Raw genomic sequence first — 23,623 nt, 5'->3', positions numbered from 1 at the left:
TCCCTCTAGCCGGTTTTGGCCGTTCGCGGGCCCTCAGAGCTGCTTGCGGACCTCGCCGGCCGGGTTCGCGAGGAGCACCGGGCCGGACGGCGTCAGGTCGCGCACCGCCGCCATCGACTCGCCGTCCACCCGGTTCGCCTCGGTGACGACCGCCGCCGCCTCCAGCCCCTCGGCGCCGCTCGACACGGCGGCCGCGATGGCCGCCTGCAGCGCGGTGAGCTTCAGCGACGGCAGGTCGACGGTCGACGCGTTGTACGTGCGGCCGTCGAGGTCGCGCACGGCGGCGCCCTCGTCGGCGTTGTTGCGCGCACGGACGGACCTTGCCAGCGTGACGAGCTTGGCGTTCTCGGGATCTACGTCATTCATCTTCGCTCTCCTTCTGCACAGGGCGCACGAGCACCGTCGTGACCCGGATGCGGCCGCGTTCGTCCTTGCCGCCCTCGGCCCGCATGCGCAGGCCCGCGATCTCCGCCTCGGTACCGGGCAGCGGCACGCGCCCGAGCCGTTGCGCGAGCAGGCCGCCGACGGTCTCCACCTCGTGGTCGTCGAGCTCGGTGCCGAACAACGCGTCGAGGTCGTCCACCGGCAGGCGCGCGCTGACCCGCACCGCGCCGTCCTCCAGGTGCTCGACCGGCGGGCGGTCGTCGGTGTCGGACTCGTCGGTGATCTCACCGACGATCTCCTCGAGGATGTCCTCGATGGTCAACAGGCCCGCGGTGCCGCCGTACTCGTCCACGACGATCGCCATGTGCCGGCGCGACACCTGCATCTCGCGCAGCAGGTCCGCGATGGGCTTCGAGTCGGGGATGAAGCTCATCGGGCGCATCAGCTCGGAGACGCACTTCGGGTCCTCGCCCTCGGCGAGCGTGGCCCGCATCAGGTCCTTGAGGTTCACCACGCCGAGCACGTCGTCGACGCTCTCGCCGATCACCGGCACACGGGTGTAGCCCGTGCGCAACGACAACGCGAGCGCCTGCCGCAACGACTTGGACTGCTCGATCCACACGATCTCGGTGCGCGGCACCATGACCTCGCGCGTGATCGTGTCACCCAGCTCGAACACCGAGTGGATCATCTCGCGCTCGCCCTCGTCCACGACGCCGCGTTCCTGCGCCATGTCGACGAGCTCGCGCAGCTCCACCTCGGAGCTGAACGGACCCTCGCGGAACCCCTTACCGGGCGTGATGGCGTTACCGATGAGGATCAGCAGCTTCGACAGCGGGCCCAGGACCCGGCCGAGCTGCCGGACGGTGCCCGCGGCGAGCAGGCTCACGCCGTACGGGTGCTGACGGCCGAGGGTGCGCGGGCCGACGCCCACAAGCACGTACGACACGATGAGCATGCTCAGGCAGGCGTACAGGACAGCGAGCCAGTCCTGTGCCACGTAGTCGAGGAACACCGTCGTGGCCAGCACCGCCGCCGACATCTCGCACGCGAGGCGCAGCAGCAACAACAGGTTCACGTGCCGCGGCCGGTCGTTGAGGACCTGCAGCAACTGCCCCGTGCCCCAGCGGCCCTGCCGTTGCAGGGCCTCCACCCGTGCGCGTGACACGGTGCCGAGAGCGGCATCCACGCACGCGAACAGGCCGGCGGCGAGCACGAGCAGAACGGCCAGCACGATCACACCGGCAGGGTTCCCGGTCATCGCGTCAGGCTTCTTCGTTCTTCTCGTCCAGGCCGACCGCGCCGAGCACCTTGTCGTCGGTGCTGCGCTGGTGCGCGGCCCGTTCGGCGTCGTCCCGCGCCGTGCGGAAGTCGCCGAGGATGCGGTTCTGCAACGTGAACATCTCACGTTCCTCGGCGGGCTCGGCGTGGTCGTAGCCGAGCAGGTGCAGCACACCGTGCACGGTCAGCAGGTGCAGCTCGTCCAGCAGACCGTGACCCGCCTTCTTGGCCTGGTCCTTGGCGAACGCGGGGCACAGCACGATGTCCCCGAGCAGCGCGGGCCCGAGGCCCGCGGCGTCGGGACGGCGCGCGGAGTCCAGCTCGTCCATGGGGAAGGCCATGACGTCCGTCGGACCCGGCAGGTCCATCCAGCGCTCGTGCAGGTCGGCCATCACGTCCAGCTCCACGAGCAGGACGGACAACTCGGCCAGCGGGCTCACGCCCATGCGGTCCAGCGCGAAGCGGGCAGCGGAGACGATGGAACCCTCGTCGACTCCGACACCCGACTCGTTGGCGATCTCGATGCTCACGGCGCCTATCGTCCCCGCCGCTGGTTACCCCGCCGCGCACCGGGTCCGTGGTGCTGCCCGTTCTGGTCCAGGTTGTCCTGGTGAACCTGCCACTTGTCATAGGCGTCGACGATGTCGCCGACCAGGCTGTGGCGCACCACGTCCTGGCTGGTCAGCTCTGAGAAGTGCACGTCCTCGACACCGTCGAGGATGTCCCGCACGACCCGCAGACCGCTGCGCTGACCGCCGGGGAGGTCGACCTGCGTCGTGTCGCCCGTCACCACCATCTTGGAGCCGAAGCCCAGCCGGGTGAGGAACATCTTCATCTGCTCGGGCGTCGTGTTCTGCGCCTCGTCGAGGATGATGAACGCGTCGTTCAACGACCGTCCGCGCATGAAGGCCAGCGGCGCGACCTCGATCGTCCCCGCCTGCGTGAGCCGCGGGATCGCCTCCGGGTCCATCATGTCGTGCAGCGCGTCGTAGAGCGGGCGCAGGTACGGGTCGATCTTCTCGTACAACGTGCCGGGCAGGTACCCGAGCCGCTCGCCGGCCTCGACGGCCGGGCGGGTCAGGATGATGCGGTTGACCTGCTTGTTCTGCAGCGCCTGCACGGCCTTGGCCATGGCGAGGTACGTCTTGCCGGTGCCGGCGGGGCCGATGCCGAACACGATGGTGTTCTTGTCGATCGCGTCGACGTAGTGCTTCTGGTTCAGCGTCTTCGGCCTGATGGTGCGGCCGCGGCGGCTCACGATGTCGAGGCTCAGGACCTCGGCGGGCGACTCGACGTCGTTCGCGCTGAGCATCGCGATGATGCGGCGGACGCTGTTCGGGTCGATCGGCTGGCCGCGGCCCGCGAGGGTGATGAGCTCGGAGAAGACGCGTTCGGCGAAGGCCACGTCAGCGGGGTCGCCGGACAAGGTGATCTCGTTCCCGCGCACGTGCACGTCGGCGTCGAGCAGTTCCTCCGCGAGGCGGAGGTTCTCGTCACGCGACCCGAGCAGCGTGAGCACCGCGCCTTCCGGCACGGCGAACCGGGACTGACCTTCCTTGTTGCTCTGCTGGTTTTCTTCGGCCACGTGGCCCCGGCCTGCTTCCTGTCGCTCGGATCTGGTGCCGTCGATGCTAGTCCGGCCGAAAATGAGTGGCTACCGGATTGCTCACCGTGTGTGCTCGGGAGTTGTGGAGATCCGCAGGCTTGGCGTCGAGGACGTACCCGAGTGCATGAAGCTCATCACGGACCGGGGTTGGACGTGGACGCCCGCTCAGTGGGAGATGATGCTGGCCCTCGGTCCGGGGTACGGCGCCTTCGACGAGTCCGGGCTGCTCGGCACGGCGTTGACCACGCCGTATCCCGAGATGCAGGCGATCAGCGGTGTGCTGGTCGCGTCCTGGGCGGGACGCAGGGGCATCGGCACTCGGCTGATGTCCACGGTGCTCGACGTCAGTCCGTCCGTCCTGTACGCGACGGCCATGGGTGAAGCGCTCTACGCGAGGCTCGGCTTTCACCCGGTCGGGGAGACCGCCGACTACCACGGCGTGTTCACCGGCGGGGCTCCCGGAGTCACGCGAGAGGCGACTCCCGCCGACGCCGCGTCGCTCGCGGCGCTCGACCACGAGGTCAGCGGCTACACCAGGCCCGTGCTCTGGAAACGGTTGCTCGCCCCGGCGTCGCCGTACCGCGTGCTGATGTCGGACGACGGTGTCATCGCCACCCGCCCGAATCCCGAGGGCGTCACGATCGGTCCGCTGATCGCCCCGACCGCCTCGGCCGCGTGCGGGATGATCGCGGACCTGGCGGCCGGCGGAGGCAGGGTTCGCGTGGACACGGACGACGCCGAGGTCGCCGCCTTCCTGCTGGGGCAGGGCTTCGAGAAGCGCAACGGCGGCTGCAGGCTGATGGTGACGGGCGCCGCGGACGTACCGGGTGACCGCTCGCGTTACTTCGCGCCCGCGTCGCACGCACTGGGTTAGAGCCGTTGTCCGCCCAGCAGGTGCAGGTGGGCGTGGAACACCTCCTGCCCGCTGTCCGGCCCGGTGTTGAACAACAGCCGGTAGCCGGTTTCGGCCACGCCTTCGGCTTCGGCGACCTCCCCGGCCGCGGCGAACAGGTCGCCGAGCTGGTCTCCGTCGAGGTCGACGGCGTTCGGCACGTGCTCGCGCGGGATGAGCAGCACGTGCACGGGTGCTTTGGGCTGGATGTCGCGGAACGCCAGCGTCGTCTTGGTCTCGTGCACGATCGTCGCGGGGACCTCACCGGCGACGATCCGGCAGAACAGGCAGGACATGCCCCGAGTCAACCGAACAGGGAGTCCAGCCGCTCGTCGAGGGCCTCGACCATCTCCTCGGCCGTCACCTCGCCGGGGCCCAGGCCGTGGTGGATGTTGAGCCCGTCGATCAACGCGACGAGCAGCCGGGCCGCCTTCAACGGCACGACACCGGGCCGCAGTTCGCCGGCGTTCTGCGCGGCGGTGAGGACGCGCGCGATCTCGTCGTACAGCTGGCGCGTGCCGAAGCGCTCCAGTTCGTGCAACGACGGTTCGACCATCGCCCGCGGCAGGAACGACAACAGCACGGCGGCCTCGACGCGCCGGTCCTCGTCCATCGCGAGCATCTCGAGGGCGATGGACCGCAGCACCTCCCGGTTCCCGGCGTTGGTGTCGATCTTCTCCAACCGGGCGAGGAACCGCAGGTAGGCGAGCTCCATCGCGAAGCCCAGCAAGGCGTCCTGGGTCGGGAAGTAGTGGCGCAGCGACCCGCTCGACCACCCGGACTCCGCTGCCACGGCACGCACGGACGCGTGGTCTATCCCGTCCCGCTGGACGATGCGCCACACCGCCTCGGCGAGCTCGCGGCGGCGTTCCTCGTGGTCGACAACCTTCGGCACCGGCCCTTTCTAGCAGTCGCGGGCAAGCCGGACGACGGCCGCGCGGCACTGCTCCCACGACTCGGTGCCGGGCGTGATCATGTCCATGTGCCCGGCTCCCCGCACCACGACGAGCTCCGCCTGCGGCTCGGCCGCGCAGAACCCGATCGACTGCTCGACGGGCACGTCCTCGTCCTGGTCGCCGTGCACGCACACCACCGGCTTGCCGATGGGGATCAACGCGGTCGGCGAGGCCTCCGCGAACTGCTCCTCGGTGCACAGTTCCAGCGCCCTGGGCGTGATGTGCTTCGTGAAGTCCAGCACCGCGGCCTGGGCGACGGCTCCGGCCACCCGCGCGCTGTGCTTGGCCGCCCACACGGCGAGATGGCCGCCCGCGCTGTGCCCGAGCGTCACGACGGGCCCGATGTCGACGGCGTCGATCGCGGCGAGCACGTCCTGCCCAGTTCGCGGCCAGCCACCGCCGCCGCTCACCCGCCGGTACTCGATGTTCCAGACGGCGAATCCCTCGGCGACGAGCGCGTCCGCGAGGGGCCGGCCGAGTTCGAGGCCGTAACGCTGATGCCAAAAACCACCGTGAATGACGACAACGGCACCCTGAGTCGCGTTCTCGGGAACGTAAAGCTCGCCGAACTGACTGGGATGGTCACCGTAAGCAATTCGCTGCACACGCAGAACTTACAAGAAGTGAGGAAAGAACCTCGAAAAACAAAAGGGGCGCCTCGCGGTCCGAAGCCTGGGGGTCGCTTCGCCGCGAGGCGCCGACGCCGGACCGAGGGGGGAGGTGTCCGGCGAGTCTTCTGGTCAGAAGGGTGTAATCGTCTACTCCGTTTCCGGATAGACCAATCAGCCCCTCTGCGAACAAGGGTAACCCCATCCGCCTGCGATTCGCTACAGCTTCCGTCAAGCCAATCCATCCGATGTTCATCTTCGGAGTGATCGGGGTCACCAGCGGGACGTGCGCACCCCAATGGCACCAAGAGCAACCGCCGCAGCTGTGGAAGCACGCAAAACAGTTGGACCCAATCGGACCACGCGGGCACCGGAAGATCGCAATGTCTCGAGTTCCTCCGGCGTGATTCCGCCCTCGGGACCCACAACCAGCAGCACGTCTCCGGAATCGGGCAACGAGACGTCCGCAAGCCGTTCGGTCGCGCTCTCGTGCAACACGAGAGTGAGCGCCGACGACGACACGCGATGAGAAAGCTGCGCGGTGCTCACGGGTTCGTCGACGACCGGGACGCGTGCCCGGCGGGCCTGCTTCGCCGCCTCACGAACCGTGGACCGCCACCGCCCCAGCGCTTTCGCGCCGCGCGGCCCGTCCTCCCACTTGGTGATGCACCGGGTGGCGCGCCAGGGCACCACACCGTCCACCCCGGCCTCGGTGGCGAGCTCGACCGCGAGCTCACCCCGGTCGCCCTTGACCAGGGCCTGGGCGAGCACCACGCGCGGTGCCGGTTCGGGCTCCACCCAGCGCTCGACGACGCGCAGCGCCAGGGCGTCCTTCTCCACCGCCACCACGGAACAGCGCACCTGGGCACCGGACCCGTCCGACAGCACGAGCTCCTCGCCCACGCGCAACCGCTTCACGGTGGCGGCGTGGCGGCCTTCCGGCCCGTCCAGCACGAACTCCTCGCCCCGCGGCAGCGCGGGGACGAGGAAGACGGGCAGGGTCACCTCTGGCCGCGCGAGGAACGCAGGCGGGAGAACAGCCCGCCGCCGCCCTTGCCGTTGTGCGACAACGAGGGCTCGCTCTCGCCGCGCATCTCGGCCAGGTCGCGCAGCAACGACGACTGGGCCGCGTCGAGCTTCGTCGGCACGACGACCTCGAGGTGCACGTGCAGGTCGCCGCGGCCGTCGACACGGCCGGTGGAGCGCAGCTTCGGCATGCCGCGGCCCGTCATGACGAGCTGCGTGTTCGGCTGCGTGCCGGGGTCGATCTGCAGTTCTTCCTCGCCGTCCAGGGTCTTCAACGGCAACGTGGCGCCCAGCGCGGCCGTCGTCATCGGGATCTGCACGATGCAGTGCAGGTCGGCGCCGTCGCGTTCGAAGATCTCGTGCGGGTGCTCCTCGACCTCGACGTAGAGGTCGCCGGCCGGGCCACCGCCGGGGCCGACCTCGCCCTGGCCCGCGAGGCGCACGCGCATGCCCTCGGCGACACCGGCGGGAATGTTGACGGAGATCGTGCGGCGCGAACGCGTGCGGCCGTCACCGGCGCACTGCTGGCACGGGTCGGGGATGACCTCGCCGTAGCCGCGGCAGACGGGGCACGGGCGGGACGTCACGACCTGGCCGAGGAACGAGCGCTGCACGGACTGGACCTCGCCGCGTCCGTGGCAGGTGTCGCACTGAACGGGCTTGGAGTTGTTCTGGGTGCCCGCGCCGTGGCAGCGGTCGCACAGGATCGCCGTGTCGACCGTCAGCTCGCGGGTGGCACCGGCGGCGCACTCCTCGAGCGTCATGTCGAGCCGGATCAACGCGTCGGAACCGGGCTGCACGCGGCTGCGCGGCCCGCGGCCACCACCGGACTGCGCGCCGAAGAAGGCGTCCATGATGTCGCCGAGGCCGAAGCCGGAGAACGGGTCACCACCGGGACGGCCACCGCCGCCCGAGTCGAGCGGGTCGCCTCCCAGGTCGACGACGCGGCGCTTCTCGGGGTTCGACAACACCTCGTAGGCGGCCGTCACCTCCTTGAAGCGGGCCTCCTCGTTGGGATTGACGTCCGGGTGCAGCTGCCTGGCGAGCTTGCGATAGGCGCGCTTGATCTCATCCTGTGTCGCGTTCTGCGAGACACCGAGGATGCCGTAGTAATCCCTGGCCACCTTGTTCGCTTTCATGTTCATCCACTACTGCAAGTACGTGTGGGCGGTAAGCCGGCTCAACGACCCGTCAGGATCTCACCGACGTAGTTGGCAACCGCGCGCACGGCCGCCATAGTCCCGGGGTAGTCCATGCGCGTCGGTCCGACGACGCCCAGACCCCCGAGTGGATTGTCACGGCTGCCATAGCCGATCGACACCACGGAAGTGCTGCGCATCTCAGCGGCCTCGTTCTCCTCGCCGATGCGCACCAGCACACGACCGGGGTCGCGGGAGGCGGCGAGCAGCTTGAGCACGACGACCTGCTCCTCCAACGCCTCCAGCACCTGCCGCAGCGAGCCGGGGAAGTCGGTGATGCTCCGCGTGAGGTTCGCCGTACCGCCGAGCACCAGCCGTTCCTCGGGGTGCTCCACCAGCGTCTCGATGAGCACAGTAGCGACTCTCAGCATCGGATCGCGGAGGTTCGGCGGAACCTCGTCGGGCAGTTCGGCGACCTTGGCCGACGCCTCGGCGAGCCGCTGCCCCGCCATCGCCTGGTTGAGCACACCCCGCAGCTGGGCCGTGTGCTCCTCGCTGATCACGTCCCCGAGCTCGACGATCCGCTGGTCGACGCGCCCGGTGTCGGTGATGAGCACCAGCATCAGCCGCGACGGCGTGATCGGCAGCACCTCCAGGTGACGCACGGCCGCGCGGGACAGCGTCGGCACCTGGATCACCGCCACCTGCCGCGTGAGCTGGGCGAGCAACCGAACACTGCGGCGCATGACGTCGTCGAGGTCGACGGCCCCGTCGAGAAAACTGCGGATCGCCCGCCTCTCGGCCTGCGAGAGCGGCTTGATCTCACTCAGCTTGTCGACGAAGAGCCGGTAGCCCTTGTCCGTCGGCACGCGTCCCGCGCTGGTGTGCGGCTGGGCGATGTACCCGTCGTCCTCCAGCGCGGCCATGTCGTTGCGCACCGTCGCGCTCGACACACCCAGGTTGTGCCGCTCGACCAGGGCCTTGGACCCGACGGGCTCCTGGTTGGACACGTAGTCGGCGACGATGGCGCGCAGCACCTCGAACCGACGTTCATCGGCGTTCATCGCTGTTCACCTCCGTGTCCACTACTCCCGAGTTTACCCAGCCGGATTCGGGGCCGGTGCGGGCTCTGGAGCTGGACGCGGACCGCTGGGGCCGTTCGAGTGATAAGGAACCGAAAGAACCCACGGGCGGCCCTTCGTGAATAGCGTGCGCGGGTGGTCACCGCGAACGAAACGACGCTTCAGCATCTGCTGGAAGGCTCGAAGCAGTACCGGGTTCCGCTCTACCAGCGGACCTACTCCTGGGAGACGAAGCAGCTCCGCCAGCTCTGGGAGGACGTCGTCGGGCTGGCCGAGGACCGCGTCACCCGGGACTCCACCCACTTCATCGGCTCGGTCGTCCTCGCGCCGAGTCCCGGCAACGGCCCGACCGGAGTGCCGCAGTACCTGGTCGTCGACGGACAGCAACGGCTCACCACGCTCACGCTGCTGCTGTGCGCCATCCGCGACCACCGGGCAACCCACGAGGATGCGATCCACCGCGGCCGGATGAACGACCTCTACCTGACGAACCCCTACAAGCCTGAAGCGCAGCGGTTGAAGGTCCTGCCGACACAGACCGACCGCGAGGCCTACCAGGCGTGCGTCGACTCGACACCCCACGCCGGCGGACGGGACAGCATCGGCACCGCCTACCGGTTCTTCGCGGCCAAGCTCGTCGAGCTGGACGACCCCGACGACCCGTTCGACATCGAGCGGCTCGAGAACGCCGTGATCAGCGGCCTGACGCTGGTGTCGATCACCACCCACCCCGGCGACAACGCCCACCGCATCTTCGAGTCGCTGAACAACACGGGCGCCGCGCTCAGCCAGGCCGACCTGCTGCGCAACTACCTGTTCATGCGCCTGCCGACCCGTGGCGAGCAGGTCTACCGGTCGCTCTGGCTCCCGCTGCAGGACCAGCTGAAGACCGCCAAGAACCTCGAACTGCTCTTCTGGCTCGACCTCGTGCAGGACGACGCGCGGATCAAGCAGACCGACACCTACTCGGGTCAGCAGGCCCGGCTCGACCGCCTGGACGGAGAGGAGTCGATCGAGGCGGACGTGGCCCGGCTGTGCGGTCTCGGCGCTCTGCTCCACACGATCCTCACGCCGGCGACCGAGTCCCACGCGGGCGTGCGCACCAGGCTCCAGCGCCTGGACGAATGGGGCACCACAACGGTTTACCCGTTGCTGCTGCACCTGCTCGACCGGCGGCGGCAGGGCACCGCGACGTCGGACGAGATCGCGTCGGCGATGCTGTACGTGGAGAGCTTCTTCGTCCGCAGGCAGATCATCGGCCGTGCGACAGCGGGTATCAACCGGATCCTGCTCCAGCTGGTGACCGAGATGGACCGCACGCGACCGGTCGACCTGGCGGTGCACGACTACTTGTCCACCGGCCGCAAGCACTACGCGGACGACGACGAGGTCCGCACACTCATCCGCACCGTCCCGTACTACCTCAACGGCAGGGCGAAGCAGCGCACCTCGATCCTGCGCTGGCTGGAAGCGGAACACGGCAGCAAGGAACCCGTCGACCTCTCCTCGCTGACCATCGAGCACGTCCTCCCGCAGACCTCGACCGACGAGTGGGAACAGGCCGTCAGCCCGGATCTGGAACCCGGCGAGACCTACGAGCAGGTGCACAGCGCTCTGGTCCACACACTCGGAAACCTGACCCTGACCGGCTACAACTCGGAGCTGAGCAACAGCCCGTTCGACGTGAAGAGAGCTCAGCTCGACAAGAGCGGTCTCGTGATGAACCAGGACATCGCCCAGCAGTCCGAGTGGGGACGCCCGCAGATCCACGCCCGCGCTGACGCACTGGCCGAACGCATCATCGCCGCGTGGCCAGGTCCGCTGGCGGGCGCGAAGCCGGGCACGAACGTGCAGTGGAACCTGATGAACACGGCGCTGGCCGCGATGCCGGCGGGATCGTGGACGACCGCCGGTGACATCGCGGCGGTCGTCGGCACCACCACGCAGGCCGTCCTCGCCCGGCTCGGCAGCGTGCCGACTCCTCACGCGCACCGCGTCCTGCAGGCGGGCGGTCTGCTGAGCGACGGTTCCCGGGAGGTGCTGCGAGCTGAGGGCCTGGAGTTCGACGAGCACGGCCGCGCCTCACTCGAGCAGCGCCTCTCGTTCGAGGATCTCGCCGAGGCGAGCGGCCTGGACCTGGAGTGGGCCGAGGAGCCGGCAGATCGGTTCGCCTCGCAGTTGCACGAACACGGCCGGGAAGTCGCGGAAGCAGTTCTGGAGATGGTGGAGTTCTGGGACGAACTCGGTGGCAGTCTCGGCTTCGGCACCGGCCGGAGTGAGACGTCGTGCTTCCTCTTCGCGCGGGAGAAGGACGAGGAGGGCGGCAACATCTGGCCGTTCGCCATCTACCCGAGCGGCAGGGTCGAGGTGGTGTTCCAGCACCTCCTCACGCGGGCTCCGTTCCACCAGGCCGCGCTGCGCGAGGAACTCCTGCGGCGGCTGAACGCGGCTCCCGGTGTGGACCTCCCCGCGGCGAAGATCGAGAAGCGGCCGAGCTTCCCGGTCGGCGCGCTGCTCGCCCCCGAGGCGCGAGCGGTCGTGCGGGAGACCCTGAAGTGGTTCTACGACCAGGCTCGCTCGACCGTTTTTGTCGGTGCCGCTCGCTAGGGTCCAAACGTGGGCGACGTGGTGTGGCTGCGGCCACCGGAGGAGGAAGGTCCCGAACCGGGGAGAGCGTGCCTGGTGCACAGCGACGACGCGTGGTGGGAAGGCACCGTCGTCTGGGAGGAGAGCCGGCGGCGCGACGGGTTGTGGTGGGGCACCGCGACCTACGTCAAGAACGGCGAGGAGTTCGTCGAGGTGCACAGCCAGCACGACCTGCGCGCCCGCTGACTCACGGCAGCAGGCGCCGGACGACGGCGTCGGCCAGCAGGCGGCCCCGGTCGGTGAGCACGCAGCGGTCGTCGTGCGGCTCCAGCAGTCCGTCGGCGATCGCCTGCTTGGCTTCTTCGCGCCCGGCGTCGTCGAGCACGTCCATGGGCAGGCCTGAAGCCAGGCGCAGTTCGAGCAGCACTCGTTCGACGCGCTGGTCTTCAACTGACAACGTCTCGCGGCCGGCTGCCGGTGACGCACCGGAAGCCAGCAGGGACGAGTAGCGGGCCGGGTGCTTCACGTTCCAGAAGCGCACGCCGCCGACGTGGCTGTGCGCGCCGGGGCCGAAGCCCCACCAGTCCGCGCCCTTCCAGTACAGGACGTTGTGCCGGCACTGGGCTTCCACCGAGGTGGCCCAGTTCGACACCTCGTACCAGGAGAAGCCGGCGCCGGAGAGCACCGAGTCGACCATCTCGTAGGACGACGCCAGCACGTCGTCGTCCGGCATGGGCAGGTCGCCGCGGCGGATGCGGCGGGCCAGGCCGGTGCCGTCCTCCACGATCAACGCGTAGGCGGACACGTGGTCGACGCCCGCGTCCAGCACGGCGTCGAGCGACGCGGCCAGATCCGAGGGTCGCTCCCCCGGTGTGCCATAAATCAGGTCCAGGTTCACGTGGTCGAACCCGGCCGTGCGTGCCTCACGAGCAGCTTCACCCGGACGGCCGGGCGTGTGTTTGCGGTCCAGCACGGCGAGTACGTGCCGCGCGGCCGACTGCATGCCCAACGACACGCGCGTGTAGCCCGCGGACCGGATCCCCTCGAAGAACTCGACAGACGTCGACTCGGGGTTCGACTCCGTCGTCACCTCGGCGCCGGGAGCCAGGCCGAACGACTGCCGCACGGCGTCCAGCACGTCCGAAAGACCCGAGGCGCCCAGCAAAGAAGGCGTTCCGCCCCCGACGAACACGGTTTCGGCCAAGGGCGCGGTCCCGAGGACGGACGCGGCCAGGTCCAGTTCGCGGCGCAGGCCCTCCAGCCACGACTCCGGTGACGCGGAGGTGCCGAGCTCACCGGGCGTGTAGGTGTTGAAGTCGCAGTAGCCGCAGCGGGTCGCGCAGAACGGCACGTGCACGTAGATGCCGAAGGGGCGCGAACCGACGCCGGCGAGGGAAGAGGCGGGAAGCGAACCGTCAGCGGGCGCGGGCTCGCCTTCGGGCAAAGCGGAGGGCATGACTCCCAGTGTTCCCTACGCGGCCCGAATGGCGGTGTTCGACCAGGGGAAGTATCTGTCGGTGACAGAAATATTACGGAGCGAAACCAGCGTACGAAGTCAACTTCTCCTCGTCAATCCCAGCATTCGGTTGGCGGTGGACCACGCACTGGACGGCATGCACACTGAGGACATGCATTCGACTGGAGTCCGCCTCGTGGCCCGCCGCCACGTCGACTTCCGTCGTGTCTCCAGCGCGATGTGCCGTCGTTCGGCATGACCGCGCGCTGATTTGTTCCCGTCAGCGCCCGGCGCGCTGACGACGCCCCCACCACAAGCACCTCCGGGCTCGCACGCGCACCGAGCGCTCGAAACCCCGGAGGATGGCGATGGCCACGCCGCAGACGTCACCGCGCGCCAAGCAGCGTCGCGGCGAGGGGCAGTGGGCGCTCGGTTACCGAGAGCCGCTGAACCCCAACGAGCGGAGCAAGAAGGACGACAACCCGCTCAACGTCCGCGCCCGCATCGAGAACATCTACGCCCACGGCGGTTTCGACTCGATCGACCCTGCCGACCTGCGCGGACGGTTCCGCTGGTACGGCCTGTACACCCAGCGCAAGCCCGGCATCGACGGCGGCCGCACGGCCACGCTCGAGCCGGAGGAGCTGGACGACGAGTTCTTCATGATGCGCGTCCGCAGCGACGGTGGTGCGCTCACCACTCAGCAGCTGAGGGTCCTCGGCGAGATCTCGCAGACCTATGCGCGCGACACCGCGGACATCACCGACCGCCAGAACATCCAGTACCACTGGATCCGCGTCGAGGACGTTCCCACCATCTGGCAGAAGCTCGAAGCGGTGAACCTGACGACGATGGAGGCGTGTGGCGACAGCCCGCGCGTCATCCTCGGCTCGCCGGTCGCGGGCATCTCGGTGGACGAGGTGATCGACGGGCAGCCGGCGATCGACACGATCCTCGAGCGCTACATCGGTGACCCGCGCTTCTCGAACCTGCCGCGCAAGTTCAAGACCGCCATCTCCGGCCTGCAGGACGTCGCGCACGAGATCCACGACATCGCGTTCGTCGGCGTCAACCACCCCGAGCACGGGCCGGGCTTCGACCTCTGGGTCGGCGGTGGCCTGTCCACGAACCCCATGCTGGGCAAGCGCTTGGGCGCGTGGGTGCCGCTCGACGAGGTGCCGGACGTGTGGGAGGCGGTCATCTCCGTCTTCCGCGACTACGGTTACCGCCGCCTGCGCCACCGCGCGCGCATCAAGTTCCTCCTCGCCGACTGGGGTCCGGAGAAGTTCCGCCAGGTCGTCGAGGACGAGTACCTCAAGCGCAAGATGATCGACGGCCCGGCGCCCGAGCAGCTGGACCAGCAGCTCGACCACATCGGCGTGCACAAGCAGAAGGACGGCCTGTTCTACGTCGGTGCCGCGCCCGTCGCGGGCCGCGTGTCGGGCTCGATCCTGGTCGAGGTCGCGAAGTACGCCGAACGGGCGGGCTCCGGCCGCGTCCGCTTCACGCCGCAGCAGAAGATCATCGTGCTGGACGTGCCCGAGGCCGAGATCCCGACGCTCAAGAGCGACCTCGCGAAGCTCGGCCTGCAGGTCGACCCGTCGCCGTGGCGGCGCGGCATCATGGCCTGCACCGGCATCGAGTTCTGCAAGCTCGCGATCGTCGAGACCAAGGCGCGTGCCCTCGACCTCGTCACGCAGCTCGAGGCGAACCTCAAGGACATCGTCGACGGCGTCACGGCGCCGATCACCGTGCACATCAACGGCTGCCCCAACTCCTGCGCCCGCATCCAAACCGCGGACATCGGGCTGAAGGGCCAGATCGTCACGGACGAGCAGGGCAACCAGGTCGAGGGCTTCCAGGTGCACCTCGGCGGTGGCCTCGGCCTCGACGCCGGGTTCGGCCGGAAGCTGCGCGGCCACAAGGTGACCGCGGCCGAGCTGCCCGAGTACGTCGAGCGGGTCGTGCGGAACTTCGTGGCACAGCGGGAGACCGACGAGCGCTTCGCCCAGTGGGTCGCCCGCGCGGAAGAGGGTTCGCTGCGATGAGCGAACGCGCGACGCCGTTCTACTGCCCCTACTGCGGTGACGAGGACCTCCGGCCGCAGGAGGAACCCAGCTACGCGTGGCTGTGCACCGGGTGCCGCCGCGTCTTCAAGGTCTCGTTCGTCGGGCTCAACCTGCCGCAGGAGGTGAAGAAGTGAGCGATCTCAAGGAGGACCTCAAGATCGTCGCCGAAGCCGCAGAGCTGGAGCTGAAGGACGCCGATGCGACCGAGGCGCTGGAGTGGGTCGCGCGGACGTTCGGCGACAACTACATCGTCGCCTCCAACATGCAGGACGCCGTGCTGATCGACCTCGCCGCCAAGGTGAAGCCGGACTTCGACGTGCTGTTCCTGGAGACGGGGTACCACTTCCCGGAGACGATCGGCGTGCGTGACGCGGTCGGCGTCGTCTACCCGGACGTGCGGATCGTGAACGCCGCCGCCGAGCAGTCGGTGGAGGACCAGGAGCGCGAGTTCGGCCTGCTGTACCAGTCGGATCCGGCCACGTGCTGCAACCTGCGGAAAGTGATCCCTCTCCGGCGCGAGCTCGCGAAGTACGACGCGTGGGTCACCGGCGTGCGGCGCGTGGACGCCCCGACGCGGGCGAACACGCCGATCGTGCAGTGGGACGACCGCAACGGCCTGGTGAAGATCAACCCGATCGCTCCGTGGAGCGACGACGAGTTCAACGCCTACATCCGCGAGAAGGGCGTCCTCGAGAACCTGTTGGTGCAGGAGGGTTATCCCTCCATCGGCTGCCTGCCGTGCACCGCCAAGCCGTTGCCGGGCCAGGACGCCCGCAGCGGCCGGTGGGCCGGCCAGTCGAAGACGGAATGTGGGTTGCACGGATGACTCTGGCTCTGGACACCCTGGGACGCCTCGAATCCGAGGCGATCCACATCTTCCGCGAGGTCGCGGGCGAGTTCGACCGGCCGGTGATCCTCTTCTCCGGCGGCAAGGACTCGACGCTGCTGCTGCACCTCGCGATCAAGGCCTTCTACCCGGCGCCGGTGCCGTTCCCGCTGCTGCACGTCGACACCGGGCACAACTTCGACGAGGTCATCGAGTTCCGCGACCGCGTTGTGGCACAGCACGGTCTGCGTCTCGAGGTCGCGAAGGTCCAGGACTGGATCGACGACGGCCGCCTCGAAGAGCGCCCGGACGGTACCCGCAACCCGTTGCAGACGGTGCCGCTGCTGGACTCCATCACGCAGCACAAGTTCGACGCCGTGTTCGGTGGCGGGCGCCGGGACGAGGAACGGGCGCGCGCCAAGGAGCGGATCTTCAGCCTGCGCACGGCGTTCGGCCAGTGGGACCCGAAGCGCCAGCGCCCCGAGCTGTGGAACCTCTACAACGGCCGGCACCGCGCCGGTGAGCACGTCCGCGTGTTCCCGCTGTCCAACTGGACCGAGCTCGACGTGTGGAACTACATCGAGCGCGAGGGCATCGAGCTGCCGGACATCTACTACTCGCACCAGCGCGACGTGTTCCTGCGCGACGGCATGTGGCTCGCCGAGGGCCCGTGGGGCACCGCGCGCGACGGCGAGACGTTGCTGCGCAAGACGGTTCGCTACCGCACGGTCGGCGACGGCTCCTGCACGGGCGCCGTCGAGTCCGACGCGTCCGACATCCACGCGGTGATCGCCGAGGTCGCCGCGTCACGACTGACCGAGCGCGGCGCCACGCGGGCCGACGACCGGCTGTCCGAGGCCGCCATGGAAGACCGCAAGCGGGAGGGCTACTTCTAAATGAGCGACCTGTTGAGGCTGGCTACCGCAGGCAGCGTGGACGACGGTAAGTCCACGCTCGTCGGCAGGTTGCTCTACGACACCAAGTCCGTGCTCGCGGACACCCTGGACGCCGTGCACCGCGCGAGCGCCGACCGAGGCCTGACGACGCCGGACCTGTCGTTGCTGGTCGACGGCCTGCGTTCGGAACGCGAGCAGGGCATCACGATCGACGTGGCGTACCGGTACTTCGCGACGCCGAAGCGGTCGTTCGTGCTCGCGGACACCCCTGGGCACGTGCAGTACACCCGCAACACCGTGACGGGCGCGTCCACCGCGCAGCTCGCGGTCCTGCTCGTCGACGCGCGCAAGGGCGTCATCGAGCAGACCCGGCGCCACGCGGCGGTTCTCGCATTGCTGGGCGTGCCGCGGCTCGTGCTGGCGGTCAACAAAATCGACCTCGTGGACTTCGACGAGGTGACGTTCTCCCGCATCTCCAAGGAGTTCACGGCGCACGCCACGGCCCTGGGCTACACCGAGGACGCGGTCGTCCAGATCCCGGTCTCCGCGCTGGCGGGCGACAACGTCGTGGAGAAGTCCGCGAACACGCCCTGGTACTCCGGCCCGACCCTGCTGGAGCACCTGGAGACCGTGCCGGTCGAGCCCGACCCGCACGACGCCCCGTTCCGCTTCCCGGTGCAGTACGTGATCCGCCCGCGCACGGCCGAGCACCTCGACTACCGGGGCTACGCCGGTCTGGTCGCGGCGGGCACGGTCAAGCCGGGCGACGAGGTCGTGGTGCTGCCCTCCGGCCGTCGCTCGACGGTCACCAAGATCGACACGGCGGATGGCGAACTGGCCGAAGCGGCGGCCGGCCAGTCCGTCACGCTGCTGCTGGCCGACGACATCGACATCTCCCGCGGCGACCTGATCTCGGTGGCGGGCAACGAGCCCACCGTCACCGACGAGCTGGACGCCACCCTCTGCTGGCTCGCGGAGAAGCCTCTGCGGCCCGGCGCCCGAGTCCTCGTCAAACACGGCACGCGCACCGTGCAGGCGATGGTCACCGAGCTGCGCGACCGCTTCGACGAGCAAAATCTGTCCAGTGTGGACGGTCCTGCCTCGTTGGAGCTGAATGAGATCGGCCGAGTGGCCCTGCGTCTCGCAGAGCCCGTTCCGCTGGACGACTACAGCTTCAGCCGGCGCACCGGGTCCTTCCTGGTGATCGACGCGAGTGACGGTTCCACTCTCGCCGCTGGGCTGGTCGGGGCTCCGCTGCCGTTGCTCGAGAACGGCGTGGAGAGCTGTAGCGGGGGTAGCGCGGCTACCCCTGACAACCACGCCCTCGTGTCCCCCGGTCCCTGAAAGGCCATTTCCCCGTGAACCTCAAGCCCGCCATCGCCGTCACCCTGATCGCACTGACAGCCCTGTCCGGTTGCAGCCGCGCCGGCACCTCCGAGACTCCCGTCGCCGAGTCCAAGGGCGCCGCCGCCGAGGTCCGCCTCGGGTACTTCCCGAACATCACCCACGCCGCCGCGCTGATCGGCGTCGAAAAGGGCCTGTACGCGAAGGAACTCGGCAACACCAAGCTGACGACGCAGACGTTCAACGCGGGCCCCGACGAGGTGAACGCCCTGCTGGGCGAGTCCCTCGACATCGCCTACATCGGCTCCGGCCCGGCGATCAACGCCTACTCGAAGTCCAAGGGCGAGGCCGTGAAGCTCATCGCCGGCGCGACCTCGGGTGGCGCGCAGCTCGTGGTGAAGCCCGAGATCAACTCGGTCGAGGACCTCAAGGGCAAGGTCGTCGCCACGCCGCAGCTCGCGAACACGCAGGACGTCTCGCTGAAGAAGTACCTCGCGGAGAAGAACCTCACCGGCCAGGTCACCGTGCAGAACGTGGAGAACGCCGCGTCGCTCGACCTGTTCAAGAAGGGCGACATCCAGGCCGCGTGGGCGCCGCAGCCGTGGTCGGCGCGCATCGTCAACGAGGGTGGCGGCAAGGTGCTGCTCGACGAGAAGACGCTGTGGGAGGGCGGGGCGTTCCCGACCACCGTGGTCATCGTGCGGACGAAGTTCCTGCAGGAGCACCCCGAGACCGTCGAGGCCGTGCTGAAGGGCCACGTCGCCGCCATCGACTGGGCGAAGGCGAACAAGGAGGAGGCGAAGAAGACCGCGAACGCGCACCTCGAGAAGCTCACGTCCAAGAAGCTCGGCGACAAGATCCTCGACGCCGCGTGGGACAACATCGAGCTCACGACCGACGCGCAGGCCAAGCACTTCCCGCAGCTCGCGAAGGACGCCGTGACGGCGGGCGTGGCCAAGGAGGCCGCGAACGTCGCCGGGTACGCCGACTTCACGTTGCTGAACAAGGTTCTCCAGGCACAGGGCAAGCCGCAGGTGCAAGCAGCAGGACTGGACCAGAAGTAAGTCTTCGACGCCGAGGGGAAGGCACACCACCATGACCGCCACGCTCGAGACCACTGTTCTGTCCACTGTGGATACTGCCGTTGAACTGGCCGGAGTCCGGAAGGTGTTCGGCCACGGCGGCTCGGCCGTGGTAGCGCTCGACGGGGTCGACCTGAAGGTCAAGCCCGGTGAGTTCGTGTGCCTTCTCGGCGCGTCCGGCTGCGGAAAGAGCACGCTGCTCAACATCGTCGCTGGCCTCGACGCCGCGACGTCCGGCCAGTTGCAGCTCAACACATCACGCCCGGCCGTGATGTTCCAGGAGCCCGCGCTGATGCCGTGGCTCACCGCCGCCCGCAACGTCGAACTGGCGCTGCGCTTCGCCGGTGTCGGCCGCCTGGCGCGCAAGCGTCGCGCGCTGGAACTGCTGGAACTGGTGCGGCTGGGCGACGTCGCGGACAAGCGTCCGCACGAGCTCTCCGGCGGTATGCGTCAGCGCGTGGCTCTGGCTCGCGCGCTGGCGTCCACCACCGTGTCCGCGGACGGCGCTCCCGCCCTGCTGCTGATGGACGAACCGTTCGCCGCCCTCGACGCCATCACGCGCGACGTGCTGCAGAGCGAGCTGCTGCGCGTCTGGGAGACCACGAACACCGCGATCATCTTCGTGACGCACGACGTGCGCGAGGCCGTCCGCCTGGGCCAGCGCGTCGTCCTGCTGTCGTCCCGTCCCGGTCGCGTCGTGCGCGAATGGGACGTTCGCGATTCCTCGGACGAGGTCCTCGACGAGATCAACACCCACCTGCGAGAGGTCATCAGTGGCCACGCCTCCTGACACGCTCGACAAGGTCGGCGCCGGCCTCGACGCGCTCGATGTGCCCGTCGAGGCACACCGGCCACCGATCTGGCGCCGTTTCCTGAAGACGGGCGTGCCACCCATCATCGCCTTCGCGCTGCTCTTGGGCGTGTGGCAGGCGTTGTGGGCCTCGGCTCTGCTGCCCGAGTTCCAGCTGCCCGCCCCGGTCAACGTGTGGAACGAGCTCGTCCGCTCGATCTCCAGCGGCGAGGCGTTCGGCATCCTGTGGACCTCGCTGCACCGCGCGGTGCTCGGGTTCCTCGCGGCGGTCGTGATCGCGACACCGCTGGGCCTGCTGATCGCCAAGGTCCGAGTTGTGCGCGCCGCGATCGGGTCGTTGCTGACCGGCCTGCAGTCACTTCCGTCCGTCGCCTGGGTTCCGGCCGCGATCCTGTGGTTCGGCGTGACGCCGTCCACGATCTACTTCGTGGTGCTGATGGGCTCGGTCCCGTCGATCGCGAACGGCCTGGTGGCGGGCATCGACCAGATCCCGCCGCTGCTCCCCCGCGTGGGCCGCGCACTGGGCGCCGGCCGGTTCGCGTCAGCCCGGCACATCCTGCTGCCCGCCGCCCTGCCCGGTTATCTCGCCGGCCTCAAGCAGGGATGGGCGTTCTCGTGGCGGTCGCTGATGGCCGCGGAGATCATCGCGACCTCGCCGCAGCTCGGCGTCGGCCTCGGGCAGTACCTGCACAACGGATCGTCGCTGAACGACATCAACATGGTGATCGCGGCGATCTTCCTGATCCTGTTGGTGGGCATCGGGATCGAGCTGCTGCTGTTCCGGCCGTTGGAGCGCGCCGTGCTGCGCGCCCGTGGACTGACGGGGGCGCTGTGATTCCTCTAGTCGCTGTCGCACACGGCAGCCGCGACCCCCGTTCGGCCGCATCGATCCACGCGTTGCTGGACGTCGTGCGGTCGCTGCGACCGGAACTGGACGTCCGCGGGTGCTTCCTCGACCTGTGCGCACCTCGCCTGAGCGACGTGCTGCGCGGACCAGCTGTGGTCGTACCTTTGTTGCTGGGCAAGGCTTATCACGCCCGCGTGGACGTTCCCGCCGCTGTCGCCGAGTCACGAGTGCCCGCCGTGGTCACCGATGTGCTGGGGCCGGATCCGCGGCTGGAGTCGGCGGCGTTGCGCCGGCTCTCCGAGGCGGGTGTGGACTTCGACGACAGGTCACTGGGGGTCGTGCTCGCGGGCGCCGGGTCCTCGCACGCTCCGGCCAACGAGGCCGTGGCCCGCGTGGCCCGGCGGTGGGCACGTGAGTCGCGCTGGGCCGGGGTGGAGGCGGCGTTCGCGTCGATCGCCTCGCCGTCCGTGCCTGAGGCTGTTGAGAAGCTGAAGTTGAAGGGTGCCAAGCGGATCGCTGTGGCGTCGTGGTTCCTGGCGCCGGGGTTGTTGCCGGACAAGGTCGCGTCGTTGGCGGGTGATGCCGTGGTGGCTCGGCCGTTGGGGGACGACGTGGAGGTCGCGCAGCTCGTGCTGGACCGGTACGACGAGGCGCTGGTGCGGCAGACGGTCGCTGCTTAGCTTATGCGGTAAGCAAGTCCTTGGATCGCGTCCAATGACCCGGGCGGGGATTGTCGGGGTGACCTGCGATCCTGTTTGGATGCATATGTTCGTCGACGAGACCGAACGCGGTGGCCACCTGCTCGCCGCGACGCTCGTCGCTCCCGCCGCGCTGCACTCGACCCGGTCGCTGATGCGGAGCCTCCTGCTACCCGGTGAGCGGCGAGTGCACTTCAAGTCCGAGAAGGACAGCCGCCGGAAGTTCATCGTCTCGCGCATCGTGGAACGGACATTCGAGGTGGTCGTGGTGTCCAGCTGCCAGAAGGGCGACTCCGCGCGAGCCGTTCTACTCGAACGGCTGGTGACCGAAGCGGTCGATCGGGGGGTCAGCAGGCTCGTTCTCGACTCGCGCGACCATGCGGGCAACGCACGTGATCGCGTGGTCTTGGCGCGCACCAAAGCACGCGACGCAGGCATCGTCTACGAGCACATCCAGTCGTCTGCCGAACCGGCGTTGTGGGTGAGCGATGCCGTCGCGTGGTGCCTGGGAGCCGGAGGTGACTGGGTGCGGCGAATCAGTCCCGTGGTGACCCGCATCGAACCCTGAAAAGCGCGAAGCCCAGGCAGCAACCGTCCGGAAGCGCACCTGGGCTCACTTCCTCCGCCTAGTGGCAGAGGCTATGCGGTTATCCTAGCACATTTGACCCCAACCGCTGTTCAAGTCCCGAACTCCGCCGATTCCCCACGGCGCAAAGCCTTGGCGTGGTACCAACTGCCGAACGACACCGGGGGCGACGTGACCAGCGATCCACACCAGTTCGACCACAGCGTCAGGGACGGCATCTTCGACGGCAGCGCCGACGACGTCCACGACCTCGACCACGGCTACCGCGGTTTCCAGCCCTTCCCGCACTCGAGCGGCCGCTCCGGGTACCACGACGTGTCCGGAGCGCCAGTGTGGGTCAAGGTGCTCCTGTGGACGGGCGCTCTCCTCGCCATAGCGGGGATGGGGGTCCTCTTCCTCGGCTTCGTGACGTCGTTCGACGGACCCGACCCCTCCACCACCCGCCTGACACCGGCGTTCCCGACCGCCGACCTACCGCCAGACTTCCCCGTCGAGGCGCTCCCACCCGAGTTCCAGACCCCCACCGTGCGGGCCTTCCCGACCCAGGGCCAGCACCCGGCTCCGAGCGTCGGCGGCCCCAACCTGGGGCTGGGCTTCGGACTCTTCTTCGCGGGCTTCCTGCTGTCGGCGATCGCCGCGCTGGGCCACAGCACCTCCACCCGCCGCTGAGCCGCCACTTCCGGCCGCCGCCACAAGATCGAACCCACAGCGCCGATCGGGCGATGTGAAGTGTGAACTGTTGACGTGAAACCTACTCATGAGTAGTCAAGTGATTACGCCGCGTGCTGGAAGTGCTCTCGTCCACCATCGGGGAGAGGCCATGAAGCTAGCCGGAATCGCAGCAGCCGCACTGGTACCGATGCTGATGTTCGCCACCAACGCGTCAGCAGCTCCGCAGACCATCACCTACAAGCTCCGCGCGAGTGCCGTCGGGCAGACGTCGGACTTCACGCTCGACCAAGGTGTCGACGCGTCGGCGCCGGCGACCGTCGCGCCAAACGGGGCCGTCAAGGTCACGATCGACCCCGCGCCCAACAAGATTCCGACCGAGGCCGGCGGACGGCAGGTGCGGGAGATCAAGGGCCTCGCGCTGCGGCTGCCGGTGCCCGCCAACTCGAAGTTCACCTCCGCGTCGCTGTCCGGCGGTGCGGGACTGGGTGGCACGCCCTCGGTTGCCTTGCAGGGCAACGACGTCGTGCTGAACGTGCCCGGGCCGATCAAGGGCGGCGCCGACTTCGAACTGCCGACCGTCACCATCAACCTGCAGGCGGGCGGCACCGGGACGATCACCACGAAGCTGGGTGGCACCAGCTACGACGCCCCGGGCCTGACGTTCACCGCCGTCGTCGTGGTGATCGGGTTCCCGATCAACGCCGCCGCGAAGGGCTACCCGGACCCCAGCCCCGCGCTGACAACGACCACGATCGGCTGACTGGTGCCCCACCCCC

26 protein-coding genes are annotated in these 23,623 nt (G+C 68.9%); 15 read left to right on the top strand and 11 right to left on the bottom strand.

Annotated features, from left to right (window positions below; translation table 11 throughout):
* Positions 1-33 precede the first annotated feature (33 nt).
* The 4 genes from IEY88_RS38755 to IEY88_RS38740 are packed head-to-tail and all read right to left on the bottom strand — an operon-like array spanning position 34 to position 3,250.
* The gene (locus IEY88_RS38755) at positions 34-366 is read right to left on the bottom strand and encodes a cytidine deaminase-like protein (RefSeq protein WP_189159905.1); all 333 of its coding nucleotides are present in this window, start codon (positions 364-366) and stop codon (positions 34-36) included.
* Complete coding sequence (locus tag IEY88_RS38750) at positions 359-1,645, bottom strand: hemolysin family protein (protein WP_189159904.1); 1,287 nt, start codon at positions 1,643-1,645, stop codon at positions 359-361. The genes IEY88_RS38755 and IEY88_RS38750 overlap by 8 nt, the downstream gene beginning before the upstream one ends.
* Positions 1,646-1,649: 4 nt before the next feature.
* A complete protein-coding gene (gene ybeY, locus IEY88_RS38745; protein ID WP_189159903.1) occupies positions 1,650-2,195 on the bottom strand; it encodes an rRNA maturation RNase YbeY in 546 nt (181 codons plus the stop codon).
* Between the two features lie 5 nt (positions 2,196-2,200).
* Positions 2,201-3,250: a PhoH family protein gene (locus IEY88_RS38740; protein WP_229694165.1), complete on the bottom strand. Its 1,050-nt coding sequence runs from the start codon at positions 3,248-3,250 to the stop codon at positions 2,201-2,203.
* Between the two features lie 145 nt (positions 3,251-3,395).
* Here IEY88_RS38740 and IEY88_RS38735 point away from each other — a divergent pair, with 145 nt between their 5' ends.
* Positions 3,396-4,145: a GNAT family N-acetyltransferase gene (locus tag IEY88_RS38735; RefSeq protein ID WP_189159902.1), complete on the top strand. Its 750-nt coding sequence runs from the start codon at positions 3,396-3,398 to the stop codon at positions 4,143-4,145.
* Here the strand turns inward: IEY88_RS38735 and IEY88_RS38730 are convergent.
* The 6 genes from IEY88_RS38730 to hrcA all read right to left on the bottom strand — a co-directional run bounded on the left by IEY88_RS38730 (position 4,142) and on the right by hrcA (position 8,956).
* On the bottom strand, positions 4,142-4,459 hold the full coding sequence (locus tag IEY88_RS38730) for an HIT domain-containing protein (RefSeq protein WP_189159901.1): 318 nt from the start codon (positions 4,457-4,459) through the stop codon (positions 4,142-4,144). The genes IEY88_RS38735 and IEY88_RS38730 overlap by 4 nt on opposite strands.
* An 8-nt stretch (positions 4,460-4,467) precedes the next feature.
* Positions 4,468-5,058 carry a TetR/AcrR family transcriptional regulator gene (locus IEY88_RS38725; protein ID WP_189159900.1) on the bottom strand — a complete coding sequence of 197 codons (591 nt, stop codon included), beginning with the start codon at positions 5,056-5,058 and terminating at the stop codon, positions 4,468-4,470.
* A 9-nt stretch (positions 5,059-5,067) separates the two neighbouring features.
* Positions 5,068-5,724 (bottom strand): alpha/beta hydrolase family protein, encoded by a 657-nt coding sequence (locus IEY88_RS38720; protein ID WP_189159899.1) that lies wholly within the window; start codon positions 5,722-5,724, stop codon positions 5,068-5,070.
* Positions 5,725-6,000: 276 nt separating this feature from the next.
* The gene (locus tag IEY88_RS38715; RefSeq protein WP_189159898.1) at positions 6,001-6,732 is read right to left on the bottom strand and encodes a 16S rRNA (uracil(1498)-N(3))-methyltransferase; all 732 of its coding nucleotides are present in this window, start codon (positions 6,730-6,732) and stop codon (positions 6,001-6,003) included.
* Positions 6,729-7,877 carry a molecular chaperone DnaJ gene (gene dnaJ / locus IEY88_RS38710; protein ID WP_189159982.1) on the bottom strand — a complete coding sequence of 383 codons (1,149 nt, stop codon included), beginning with the start codon at positions 7,875-7,877 and terminating at the stop codon, positions 6,729-6,731. The genes IEY88_RS38715 and dnaJ overlap by 4 nt, the downstream gene beginning before the upstream one ends.
* Before the next feature lie 56 nt (positions 7,878-7,933).
* On the bottom strand, positions 7,934-8,956 hold the full coding sequence (gene hrcA / locus IEY88_RS38705) for a heat-inducible transcriptional repressor HrcA (RefSeq protein WP_189159897.1): 1,023 nt from the start codon (positions 8,954-8,956) through the stop codon (positions 7,934-7,936).
* Positions 8,957-9,109: 153 nt separating this feature from the next.
* Here hrcA and IEY88_RS38700 point away from each other — a divergent pair, with 153 nt between their 5' ends.
* Positions 9,110-11,581 (top strand): GmrSD restriction endonuclease domain-containing protein, encoded by a 2,472-nt coding sequence (locus IEY88_RS38700; protein WP_189159896.1) that lies wholly within the window; start codon positions 9,110-9,112, stop codon positions 11,579-11,581.
* Positions 11,582-11,590: 9 nt separating this feature from the next.
* Positions 11,591-11,806: a hypothetical protein gene (locus tag IEY88_RS38695; protein WP_189159895.1), complete on the top strand. Its 216-nt coding sequence runs from the start codon at positions 11,591-11,593 to the stop codon at positions 11,804-11,806.
* Position 11,807: 1 nt separating this feature from the next.
* Here the strand turns inward: IEY88_RS38695 and hemW are convergent, their stop codons facing one another.
* The gene (gene hemW, locus IEY88_RS38690) at positions 11,808-13,016 is read right to left on the bottom strand and encodes a radical SAM family heme chaperone HemW (protein WP_189159894.1); all 1,209 of its coding nucleotides are present in this window, start codon (positions 13,014-13,016) and stop codon (positions 11,808-11,810) included.
* Between the two features lie 368 nt (positions 13,017-13,384).
* On the opposite strand from hemW, the gene IEY88_RS38685 reads away from it, so the two are divergent.
* From IEY88_RS38685 to IEY88_RS38630, 12 genes are all read left to right on the top strand, one after another.
* Positions 13,385-15,064: a nitrite/sulfite reductase gene (locus IEY88_RS38685; RefSeq protein WP_189159893.1), complete on the top strand. Its 1,680-nt coding sequence runs from the start codon at positions 13,385-13,387 to the stop codon at positions 15,062-15,064.
* Positions 15,061-15,219, top strand: a complete 159-nt coding sequence (locus IEY88_RS38680) for a hypothetical protein (RefSeq protein ID WP_030472080.1) — start codon at positions 15,061-15,063, stop codon at positions 15,217-15,219. The genes IEY88_RS38685 and IEY88_RS38680 overlap by 4 nt, the downstream gene beginning before the upstream one ends.
* The gene (locus IEY88_RS38675) at positions 15,216-15,911 is read left to right on the top strand and encodes a phosphoadenylyl-sulfate reductase (RefSeq protein WP_189159892.1); all 696 of its coding nucleotides are present in this window, start codon (positions 15,216-15,218) and stop codon (positions 15,909-15,911) included. The genes IEY88_RS38680 and IEY88_RS38675 overlap by 4 nt, the downstream gene beginning before the upstream one ends.
* Complete coding sequence (cysD, locus tag IEY88_RS38670) at positions 15,908-16,807, top strand: sulfate adenylyltransferase subunit CysD (RefSeq protein WP_189159891.1); 900 nt, start codon at positions 15,908-15,910, stop codon at positions 16,805-16,807. Before IEY88_RS38675 ends, cysD begins: the two co-directional genes overlap by 4 nt.
* Positions 16,808-18,151 carry a sulfate adenylyltransferase subunit 1 gene (locus IEY88_RS38665; RefSeq protein ID WP_189159890.1) on the top strand — a complete coding sequence of 448 codons (1,344 nt, stop codon included), beginning with the start codon at positions 16,808-16,810 and terminating at the stop codon, positions 18,149-18,151.
* Positions 18,152-18,165: 14 nt separating this feature from the next.
* Positions 18,166-19,215 carry an ABC transporter substrate-binding protein gene (locus IEY88_RS38660; RefSeq protein ID WP_189159889.1) on the top strand — a complete coding sequence of 350 codons (1,050 nt, stop codon included), beginning with the start codon at positions 18,166-18,168 and terminating at the stop codon, positions 19,213-19,215.
* A 31-nt stretch (positions 19,216-19,246) separates the two neighbouring features.
* Complete coding sequence (locus IEY88_RS38655; protein ID WP_189159888.1) at positions 19,247-20,023, top strand: ABC transporter ATP-binding protein; 777 nt, start codon at positions 19,247-19,249, stop codon at positions 20,021-20,023.
* Complete coding sequence (locus IEY88_RS38650) at positions 20,007-20,879, top strand: ABC transporter permease (protein WP_189159887.1); 873 nt, start codon at positions 20,007-20,009, stop codon at positions 20,877-20,879. Before IEY88_RS38655 ends, IEY88_RS38650 begins: the two co-directional genes overlap by 17 nt.
* Positions 20,876-21,571, top strand: a complete 696-nt coding sequence (locus IEY88_RS38645; protein WP_189159886.1) for a sirohydrochlorin chelatase — start codon at positions 20,876-20,878, stop codon at positions 21,569-21,571. The genes IEY88_RS38650 and IEY88_RS38645 overlap by 4 nt, the downstream gene beginning before the upstream one ends.
* Positions 21,572-21,650: 79 nt before the next feature.
* Positions 21,651-22,157, top strand: a complete 507-nt coding sequence (locus IEY88_RS38640) for a hypothetical protein (protein ID WP_189159885.1) — start codon at positions 21,651-21,653, stop codon at positions 22,155-22,157.
* A 189-nt stretch (positions 22,158-22,346) separates the two neighbouring features.
* Complete coding sequence (locus IEY88_RS38635; protein ID WP_189159884.1) at positions 22,347-22,844, top strand: hypothetical protein; 498 nt, start codon at positions 22,347-22,349, stop codon at positions 22,842-22,844.
* A gap of 151 nt (positions 22,845-22,995) precedes the next feature.
* On the top strand, positions 22,996-23,607 hold the full coding sequence (locus IEY88_RS38630) for a cyclase (RefSeq protein WP_189159883.1): 612 nt from the start codon (positions 22,996-22,998) through the stop codon (positions 23,605-23,607).
* The last annotated feature ends 16 nt before the right edge of the window (positions 23,608-23,623 follow it).

Origin of the sequence: Lentzea pudingi (assembly GCF_014646255.1) — a bacterium.
Lineage (GTDB): Bacteria > Actinomycetota > Actinomycetes > Mycobacteriales > Pseudonocardiaceae > Lentzea > Lentzea pudingi.
Note: the sequence above shows the minus strand (reverse complement) of the source record. Positions and strands in the feature narration are given on the sequence as shown.

Excerpts from the sequence above, each read along its gene's own strand:
- IEY88_RS38755 (WP_189159905.1), bottom strand. The coding sequence starts at position 366 with ATGAATGACGTAGATCCCGAGAACGCCAAGCTCGTCACGCTGGCAAGG.
- cysD (WP_189159891.1), top strand. The coding sequence starts at position 15,908 with ATGACTCTGGCTCTGGACACCCTGGGACGCCTCGAATCCGAGGCGATC.
- hemW (WP_189159894.1), bottom strand. The coding sequence starts at position 13,016 with ATGCCCTCCGCTTTGCCCGAAGGCGAGCCCGCGCCCGCTGACGGTTCG.
- IEY88_RS38685 (WP_189159893.1), top strand. The coding sequence starts at position 13,385 with ATGGCCACGCCGCAGACGTCACCGCGCGCCAAGCAGCGTCGCGGCGAG.
- IEY88_RS38665 (WP_189159890.1), top strand. The coding sequence starts at position 16,808 with ATGAGCGACCTGTTGAGGCTGGCTACCGCAGGCAGCGTGGACGACGGT.
- IEY88_RS38655 (WP_189159888.1), top strand. The coding sequence starts at position 19,247 with ATGACCGCCACGCTCGAGACCACTGTTCTGTCCACTGTGGATACTGCC.
- IEY88_RS38640 (WP_189159885.1), top strand. The coding sequence starts at position 21,651 with ATGCATATGTTCGTCGACGAGACCGAACGCGGTGGCCACCTGCTCGCC.
- IEY88_RS38680 (WP_030472080.1), top strand. The coding sequence starts at position 15,061 with ATGAGCGAACGCGCGACGCCGTTCTACTGCCCCTACTGCGGTGACGAG.
- hrcA (WP_189159897.1), bottom strand. The coding sequence starts at position 8,956 with ATGAACGCCGATGAACGTCGGTTCGAGGTGCTGCGCGCCATCGTCGCC.
- IEY88_RS38750 (WP_189159904.1), bottom strand. The coding sequence starts at position 1,645 with ATGACCGGGAACCCTGCCGGTGTGATCGTGCTGGCCGTTCTGCTCGTG.
- IEY88_RS38730 (WP_189159901.1), bottom strand. The coding sequence starts at position 4,459 with ATGTCCTGCCTGTTCTGCCGGATCGTCGCCGGTGAGGTCCCCGCGACG.
- IEY88_RS38630 (WP_189159883.1), top strand. The coding sequence starts at position 22,996 with ATGAAGCTAGCCGGAATCGCAGCAGCCGCACTGGTACCGATGCTGATG.
- IEY88_RS38735 (WP_189159902.1), top strand. The coding sequence starts at position 3,396 with ATGAAGCTCATCACGGACCGGGGTTGGACGTGGACGCCCGCTCAGTGG.